10 protein-coding genes and 1 pseudogene are annotated in these 7,335 nt (G+C 42.0%); 1 reads left to right on the top strand and 10 read right to left on the bottom strand.

From position 1 onward, the window contains the following. Positions 1 to 425: 425 nt before the first annotated feature. From G586_RS0113275 to G586_RS0113240, 7 genes are all read right to left on the bottom strand, one after another. Positions 426 to 1,052 carry a hypothetical protein gene (locus G586_RS0113275; RefSeq protein ID WP_026528150.1) on the bottom strand — a complete coding sequence of 209 codons (627 nt, stop codon included), beginning with the start codon at positions 1,050 to 1,052 and terminating at the stop codon, positions 426 to 428. Between the two features lie 4 nt (positions 1,053 to 1,056). Next, the gene (locus G586_RS0113270; protein WP_026528149.1) at positions 1,057 to 1,500 is read right to left on the bottom strand and encodes a GNAT family N-acetyltransferase; all 444 of its coding nucleotides are present in this window, start codon (positions 1,498 to 1,500) and stop codon (positions 1,057 to 1,059) included. Positions 1,501 to 1,556: 56 nt separating this feature from the next. After that, positions 1,557 to 2,054 carry a peptide-methionine (S)-S-oxide reductase MsrA gene (gene msrA, locus G586_RS23090; protein WP_035773315.1) on the bottom strand — a complete coding sequence of 166 codons (498 nt, stop codon included), beginning with the start codon at positions 2,052 to 2,054 and terminating at the stop codon, positions 1,557 to 1,559. Between the two features lie 75 nt (positions 2,055 to 2,129). Then, positions 2,130 to 2,732 (bottom strand): HD domain-containing protein, encoded by a 603-nt coding sequence (locus tag G586_RS0113255; RefSeq protein WP_026528148.1) that lies wholly within the window; start codon positions 2,730 to 2,732, stop codon positions 2,130 to 2,132. 148 nt (positions 2,733 to 2,880) lie between these two features. After that, entirely contained in the window at positions 2,881 to 3,336 is a 456-nt protein-coding gene (locus tag G586_RS0113250) for an NUDIX hydrolase (protein WP_026528147.1), read from the bottom strand. Positions 3,337 to 3,617: 281 nt separating this feature from the next. After that, a complete protein-coding gene (locus G586_RS0113245) occupies positions 3,618 to 4,268 on the bottom strand; it encodes a CPBP family intramembrane glutamic endopeptidase (protein ID WP_026528146.1) in 651 nt (216 codons plus the stop codon). A gap of 74 nt (positions 4,269 to 4,342) precedes the next feature. After that, a complete protein-coding gene (locus G586_RS0113240) occupies positions 4,343 to 4,924 on the bottom strand; it encodes a rhomboid family intramembrane serine protease (protein ID WP_026528145.1) in 582 nt (193 codons plus the stop codon). On the opposite strand from G586_RS0113240, the gene G586_RS27500 reads away from it, so the two are divergent. Further along, complete coding sequence (locus tag G586_RS27500; RefSeq protein WP_334291274.1) at positions 4,888 to 5,226, top strand: TSUP family transporter; 339 nt, start codon at positions 4,888 to 4,890, stop codon at positions 5,224 to 5,226. The two genes, G586_RS0113240 and G586_RS27500, sit on opposite strands and share 37 nt — an antisense overlap. A gap of 36 nt (positions 5,227 to 5,262) precedes the next feature. On the opposite strand, the pseudogene G586_RS0113235 reads toward G586_RS27500, so the two are convergent. The 3 genes and pseudogenes from G586_RS0113235 to kduI form a co-directional block, all read right to left on the bottom strand. Beyond that, positions 5,263 to 5,418: pseudogene (locus tag G586_RS0113235) on the bottom strand (cation:dicarboxylate symporter family transporter); the annotation flags it as partial. A 180-nt stretch (positions 5,419 to 5,598) separates the two neighbouring features. Further along, positions 5,599 to 6,402 carry a gluconate 5-dehydrogenase gene (locus G586_RS0113230; RefSeq protein WP_026528143.1) on the bottom strand — a complete coding sequence of 268 codons (804 nt, stop codon included), beginning with the start codon at positions 6,400 to 6,402 and terminating at the stop codon, positions 5,599 to 5,601. 78 nt (positions 6,403 to 6,480) lie between these two features. Continuing rightward, positions 6,481 to 7,323: a 5-dehydro-4-deoxy-D-glucuronate isomerase gene (gene kduI, locus G586_RS0113225; protein WP_026528142.1), complete on the bottom strand. Its 843-nt coding sequence runs from the start codon at positions 7,321 to 7,323 to the stop codon at positions 6,481 to 6,483. Positions 7,324 to 7,335 lie beyond the last annotated feature (12 nt).

The following is a 7,335-nucleotide window of genomic DNA, read 5'->3' as shown; positions in this document are numbered from 1 at the left end:
CACTGAGAAAAATACATTTAGACAAGCATTTTAAATGTGAATCCAAATCGCGGACATGAATTGAACAGCATATTTACCATTTAGTTCTCTATCATTTAGCAAGATAAAACCCAAAATAATATAAGTTCGCAATTAACAATGATAATATAAGTTCGCAATTAACAATGATAATGTAAATTCATAATTAACAATGATGATGTAAATTCATAATTAACAATGATGATGTATGTTCACAATTAACAATGATGATGTATGTTCACAATTAACAATGATGATGTATGTTCACAATTAACAATGATGATGTATGTTCACAATTAACAATGACGATGTATATTCCCCATTAATTAACACAGGTGCTGAGCAGCAATACTCAGCACCTGTGCCTTTTAAGTGAAAAAGTTTGATTATCCGTGAAATAATCCGTTTTATATCCAGTTGTTATCCACAATATATTTGAGATTATTGGGATTATTCATCCATGGAATTGTTCGTGCTCCATTTTTATAATCCAAAGCCTGCTGCCTTTGAACATCCGTAAGGGACTCTATAACAGTTTGCACCTGAGGCTTAATTGCATCTGTGCCAAGAATATCTGCGGCAAATTCCAATCTGACCCTATATTCCTCAAAATGATCATCTAGCACTGACTGCACCGCATTCTCCAGATCATTTTCAATTTGTTTCTCAAGCGTCAGGGCTGTATTTTGAATCCTTTGCTTCAATTCATCTATCACGGCCTCAAGTTTATCTGTTGTCGAAATATCGTACCAATATAAATCATCTCCTGTCAGAGGATGATAAGCACAATATGCAACAATGTGTTGAAACGGGAGCTTTCCCAGTTTTTTGTAAGCCATAGAGAATTCCGCATTCAATCCGACATATCTGTATGATGTGTTCCACTTTGATGTGAAAAAATCAATGTATAATTCCAGACTACCAATCTTCTTTTTTAGACGCCTCTGGCTCTTTAGCAGCTTCCATCCGGTAAATTCTTCCAGCTCTGTAAAAACCTTATTTGTTGCATCCTGTACAGACAAAAATTCTTCCATATGATCACATCTCCCAGTGTTTTCCCATTATGCGGAAGTTGTCTGCGGCATAGTATCCGAATTTTCCATAAAAATGGGAGTGATGCTCATCATTTACAGATAAGAATTCAAGATGATTAGCGCCCATTTCTTTAACCTTTTCCTCGAGCTTTGTCATTAAAAGTGAGCCATAGCCCTTACCCTGATAGCCTGAAAAGACAACTATTTCTTCAAGAAAATATCCCAGGATGTCATCGTATTGCTTGAAGTATCCCATGACAAAGCCTGTCATGCTTCCCTCATCATCGTACTGCACAAGGCACATTGAATCCTCGGTTGTCATTACCTGGTGAATTCTTTTGTAGGCCTTCTCATAGGTCCAGCAGCCGTCCTCACAATTGTTGTAATACTCAATATACTTGTTAACGACCTCATCTAGCTCATTTTCTGTCATGTCGTTATATCTCATTATTATTTGGTCTCCTATCTCGTTATTATTTGGTCTCCTATCTCGTTATGATATTTTTACTTCTTCTTTCCTATCTCAAACATAATTGCCGGAATATGGCAGTAGCCCTGCGGATTTTTCACAAGATATTTCTGGTGATATTCCTCAGCCTTATAAAAGTTTTCAAGTGGCTTCACCTCAATGGCGCTCTTCATTCCGAGCTCTTTTTCAAGGTCAGCCATCCTCTTCTCAATGGTGGGAAGCTGTGCCTCATCTGTGTAATAGATTCCTGTGCGGTACTGGATGCCCACGTCTCCGCCCTGCTTGTTCACGGAAACAGGATCAATGATCTTAAAATAGTATCCTATTAGTTCATCCAGAGTTATCACGCTGTTGTCGAACTCTACCTTCACTGTCTCTGCGTGGCCTGAGTCGTTGCAAACTTCCTCGTATGTAGGGTTCACAGTAGGGCCGTTTGCATAGCCTGTGTCTGTGCTCAAAACTCCCTCGAACTGATCAAAAAATCTCTGAGTTCCCCAAAAGCACCCGCCTGCAAAATATATGATTTCTGTCATATTAAATCCTCCGTTCTTAATCTGTTTGGGATAAAACGAATTGCCTGTCCATAAGCAATATCAATTTTCCAAGCCTCACACATTGCCGCCTTTTACTGGCCTGTAATTCTCCTTATCTACGGCAATATATAAATCCTCTCCCATTTTCCTTTCAAAATAGTTTTTTAGCCACATATTTTTGTCCCATTTTTCCTGGGGATATGCACCATAGCGACTCTTTACATCCTCCATGCGCAGGGCCATATCCACAACACCCTCTGCTCCGCCGATTGCATCACAGAGCTGAATAAGAAGATCGTAGTCATCATACTCCATCGCATCCAGGCCTTCTCTGATAAGCTTCGTCTCCTCTTCGGAAGTGTCGAAATTACCGATATACTGATCCAAATCATGCTCGTTGAATGAGTGGCTGAGGCAAATCCTTGCGACCTCATCATATCCAAGGGACATCATATAGGAATATCCATCCGATACATGTCCAAGATGTCTTTTCCCATACTTTCTGCCGATATCATGCAGTAATCCTAACACATAGGCTTTCTCAGAGTCCATACCGCATCGCTTTGCAATCTCCTCTGCACAGTGCGCAACCACCCTGCTATGGTCATCCCATGGTCCCGGGTTACATTCTTCTGCCTCTACTAAAAGTCTTTCCGCCTCTTCTCTTGTCGGATACATTTCCTTTACCTCACGTTCTATATCCTGCTGCCAAAATCTCTTCCATCGAATGTCCTTAATAATTCTAATGGTCCACCAGGCAGCCTGTTCATAATAATTCTCATAGTTTTTTCTATTGCCTGTTCTTAGCTGCTCCCATACTCTGGCTCTATTTCCTATCCCTGATAGTTCTCATGATTTCTTCATGCTGCCGACAAAACAGCTTCGGCACTTCATCAATTGGAAAATACTTAAGCTCCACCGTCTCATCGTTATCGCAAAATAGCTCTCCGCCCACAGCCTTAAGCTCATACGCGATGCAGATGCTGTGTGCCTTATCTCCGTTTGCATACTCCATGTCGGGATCAGTGTAAATTCCTAAAAGCTCCAGGACTTCTACGTCCAGTCCCGTCTCCTCTTTTGCTTCCCTTATAGCTGCCATCTCCGGTGTCTCTCCGATTTCAATCGCGCCTCCTGGAAATCCCCACTTGCCTGATCCACCTCGCCTCTGAAGGAGAACCTCGTCATTTTCATTAAAAATGCATCCTCCGGCGAAGCCGAGTATTATACGCTCATGACCGACTTTACTCCTTATCCACCCAATATAGTTTTTCTCGTTTTCCATACCTAACACCACCCTTAATATTATAAGCCTTAATATTTAGGCCCTTAATTATTTAAGCCCTAAAGCATTTATCAAAACAATAAACCGGGCCCTTGGGGCAAGGTCAAGGCTGGACCTGCCATATTTTTTACTCCCTTTTTACAAAAGTGTTTCTACTCGACAACTTGAATTTAACGCGCTGCTCTTCTTGCAAATAACCAGCTGACAAACTCCGATTGTTTTCACAGACACACAAATGTAAAAAGGGATTTTTTAATAGAAAATTATCGCAGCAAGTGGACTCACAAAATTCCGGTAAGCAGCGCTGCATATCCCACAACATTGATAAGTGAGTGAAGCACAATCGATGCAAATACATTTCTGTATTTTGAATAGAAAAGTGTCAGAACTACAGAGGGTACCAGATAGTAGAAAAACTCAGGAAATCTCGCTATGTGGAAGACATCAAAAAGCACTATTGAAATAAGAGCCAGTTTAATCAATGACTTCTTTGACTCAGGTTTATTTATGATTCCGTAGCGGAATGTCATCTCCTCGATCACAGGCGCGAACACGCATCCCTGGAAAACGCTTAAGAATACAGGCACTGCTGCCATCTGACTTTTAACGTTCTCATTATTTTCCGGCATAATTATGGGACACCATTTTGATGCGATAAAAATAACTGCACCGGATAAAAGGAGCTCGATCACAAGAGTTGCAGCCAGAGAAAGCTTGAAACCTTTCCCCGTAAAAACACCTGCCTTAAACTCGTTCCATTCACTTCTCATCTCATCCCAAAACATTAAAGTAACAATAATAAACAGCAGCACATAAACTGCAAAGGATGCCCACTCAGGTGTTATGACAGGCGCAACAAGCTCCCACAGTCCAAAATTGATCATATAAAAAAGCATCACTACTGCGATTCGTTTTTTCTGTAGCGTATCCATACTTCCTCTCCTCTATAAACAAAAGCTCTTATCATCAGAGTCCAAAATACAAAATCCCGGCTCCGCAGTTATCATCAAAGTCCAAAATACAAAATCCCGACTCCGCAAATAAGTCCCAAAAACAGCCCCGTAAAGTGCCCTATGGAATCGATCCTTTTCGATGTTGTCATAAGCGCAAGCAGAATAAGTGTCGGAGCCATTGACTTTATAGCCGCCATTCCCATAACACAATAAGCCATCACCATATAAATCCCAATCAGGCCGCAGATTACTCCCGATGCGCCAATGCTAAGCGTAAAGGGCGAAGTCTTTTTATGAATCCTTGCTGAAAGCAGACCGCCTAAAATCATTATCAGAGCATAGGAGCCGGCAAATACCCACTCTCCAAGCACTCGTTCAAGCACGCTTCCAAGGTTATACAAAGAGTACATGTTACAGGCAAGGTGCAGGAATTCCTTCTGCGTAAATGCCGAAGTGACAATTCTGTAGTACTGCTTTTCCTGAAGGCTCTGCATGTACGAAGAGCCAAGCTTTTGAACATCAAGCTTCTTCAGATTTATCAAAATAAATATGATTATGTTGATTCCGATGATCCCATAGGTCACCGGATAAATATCATATTTCAAAATTATGTCTCCAAGATAATCAAAAAACATACTTCAATACTCCAACTACACACCGCGTAATATCTACGATTATACTCCAAAAAAATCATCAATTCCTCCTAAAAAGTGCTATTGCGCACAGCAAAGCCATCAATGCATCAACCAATATATCAGCACTTGTTGTATTCCTTACAAGCGGACAGATTTATATAGCGCTGGGTCTCGCGGCAGCTGTCTTCAACATGCTTGGCAATTACGTAGGTTCGGGTCTCGTCATGAAAAAGAGCACCCGTATTACGAAACCCATAATACTGACGGTGCTCATTCTTTTACTTATTAAGATTATTCTTTAAATTTTAATCCTGCTGCCCAAAGTCATAACTGCTCAATCATGCACTCTTCTTGGCTTCGCGCCTCTTAAGCATGTTGGAAACGATAACTGTGCAGGAAGCATCACCTGTGATGTTGAGTGTTGTTCTGCCCATATCAAAGATTCTGTCCACACCTGCAACCAGAGCAATACCATCGATAGGAAGTCCGACTGATGATGCACTCGAGAAAGCAAACATAATAGCAGGCATCATTCCCTTAAAGAATGTAATCGGATTCATCTCAGCACTCTATATATGATGTTACTTGCTATGAACAATCACTGACTATACCCACGGCAGCCTGTGGGTTTTCGCCTACGTTGCGCCAAAGTTTACTTTATAGCACAGTTTAAATCATGGCTGCTTGCCGATGTAAGCCAGGATTCCGCCATCCACATAAAGGATGTGACCATTTACGAAGTCAGAAGCCTTCGATGCAAGGAATACTGCGGGTCCCTTAAGGTCGTCTGACTCTCCCCATCTCTCAGCGGGAGTTTTTGCGATAATAAAGCTGTCGAAGGGATGTCTTGATCCGTCAGCCTGGCGCTCTCTAAGAGGCGCTGTCTGCTCGGTCGCGATATAGCCGGGACCGATGCCGTTGCACTGAATGTTGTATTTGCCATACTCGGATGCGATGTTCTTTGTAAGCATCTTAAGTCCACCCTTAGCAGCTGCATATGCGGATACAGTCTCTCTTCCAAGCTCTGACATCATTGAGCACACATTTATGATCTTGCCGCCACCGCGCTCAATCATTGAAGGGATAACAGCCTTTGAAACGATGTAGGGTCCGATAAGATCCACATCAACTACTCTTCTGAATTCACTTGCTTCCATCTCTGTCATGGGGATTCTTCTGATCATTCCTGCGTTGTTAACAAGAATATCAACCTCACCGACCTCCTTGCGGATAGTCTCGTAAAGCTTCAAAACAGCTTCCTCATCTGTTACATCACAGACATAGCCCTTAACCTTATCAAGCAGTCCGTCAGCCTCGTAGCTCTTAAGACCTCTGTCCACAGTCTCCTGTCTGCTTGAATTAAAAACAACCTTTGCGCCGGCTTCAATATAAGCCTTGGCAATTGCATATCCTATTCCGTAGGCTGCACCTGTGACCCATGCAACCTTACCTTCCAAAGAGAATAAATTCTCGCTCATACCTAACCTCCTGGTTTGATAATGCACCTTCAATCTTCCAAAAAGCACAACATCTGTCTTAATCGTCTGTCCTCAAAATCACTTCAAATCTGTGGGCTTTAAGTTATCCATATCATCGAACTCCTGGTTCTCACCGCCCATAGCCCATATGAATGTGTAGTTTGAAGTACCTGCACCTGAATGGATTGACCATGAAGGTGAAATAACAGCCTCTTCATTCTTCATTACAATGTGTCTTGTCTCGCCGGGTTCGCCCATGAAGTGGAAAACAACCTGGTTTTCGGGAATATCAAAATATGTGTAGATCTCCATTCTTCTCTCATGCGTATGGCAAGGCATTGAGTTCCAAACGCTGCCCTCCTCGAGAACTGTCATGCCCATGCTCAGCTGGCAGGTCTTGAGAACACTGGGATGAATGAACTGATTGATAACTCTCTTATTACTCTCTGCTGTACTTCCAAGAGGACGCTTAACTGCATCATTGAAGGTAAGAAGCTTTGTCTCATAGGAGCAATGCGCAGGAGCACTTACCATGTAGAACTTGGCAGGCTCTGCCTGTGAATCTGATGAAAACAGAACAACCTTTGCGCCTTTTGTGATGTAGAGGCAGTCCTTGTGCTCAAGAACATACTCTGTATCATCAACCTTGATCTTACCCTTTCCGCCGATGTTGAAAATACCAATCTCTCTGCGCTCTAAGATGTATGATGTTCCAAAGTTGTGGTAAACATCGATGCCATCATCCAATGACACTTCCTTGGTTACAGGCATGCAGCCAAAAGTAACCATTCTGTCAACGTGTGAATAAACTGCCTTCACCTTATCCGCTTCATAGAGTCCTGTGATCAAAAACTCATCACGAAGCTCATCTGTTGTATATCTCTTAACATCTCTCTGATTAACTGAGTATCTTATATCCATCTTCTCACCTCT

The organism is Butyrivibrio sp. VCD2006, assembly GCF_000423925.1.
In the GTDB taxonomy this organism is placed as follows: domain Bacteria; phylum Bacillota; class Clostridia; order Lachnospirales; family Lachnospiraceae; genus Butyrivibrio.
The sequence above is the reverse complement of the archived record's forward strand: the minus strand, read 5'-3'. Positions and strand labels throughout refer to the sequence as shown.

What these genes read in the sequence shown, in the direction of transcription:
- G586_RS0113275 (WP_026528150.1), bottom strand. Translation starts at nt 1,052, where the DNA reads ATGGAAGAATTTTTGTCTGTACAGGATGCAACAAATAAGGTTTTTACA.
- G586_RS0113270 (WP_026528149.1), bottom strand. Translation starts at nt 1,500, where the DNA reads ATGAGATATAACGACATGACAGAAAATGAGCTAGATGAGGTCGTTAAC.
- msrA (WP_035773315.1), bottom strand. Translation starts at nt 2,054, where the DNA reads ATGACAGAAATCATATATTTTGCAGGCGGGTGCTTTTGGGGAACTCAG.
- G586_RS0113255 (WP_026528148.1), bottom strand. Translation starts at nt 2,732, where the DNA reads ATGTATCCGACAAGAGAAGAGGCGGAAAGACTTTTAGTAGAGGCAGAA.
- G586_RS0113250 (WP_026528147.1), bottom strand. Translation starts at nt 3,336, where the DNA reads ATGGAAAACGAGAAAAACTATATTGGGTGGATAAGGAGTAAAGTCGGT.
- G586_RS0113245 (WP_026528146.1), bottom strand. Translation starts at nt 4,268, where the DNA reads ATGGATACGCTACAGAAAAAACGAATCGCAGTAGTGATGCTTTTTTAT.
- G586_RS0113240 (WP_026528145.1), bottom strand. Translation starts at nt 4,924, where the DNA reads ATGTTTTTTGATTATCTTGGAGACATAATTTTGAAATATGATATTTAT.
- G586_RS0113230 (WP_026528143.1), bottom strand. Translation starts at nt 6,402, where the DNA reads ATGAGCGAGAATTTATTCTCTTTGGAAGGTAAGGTTGCATGGGTCACA.
- kduI (WP_026528142.1), bottom strand. Translation starts at nt 7,323, where the DNA reads ATGGATATAAGATACTCAGTTAATCAGAGAGATGTTAAGAGATATACA.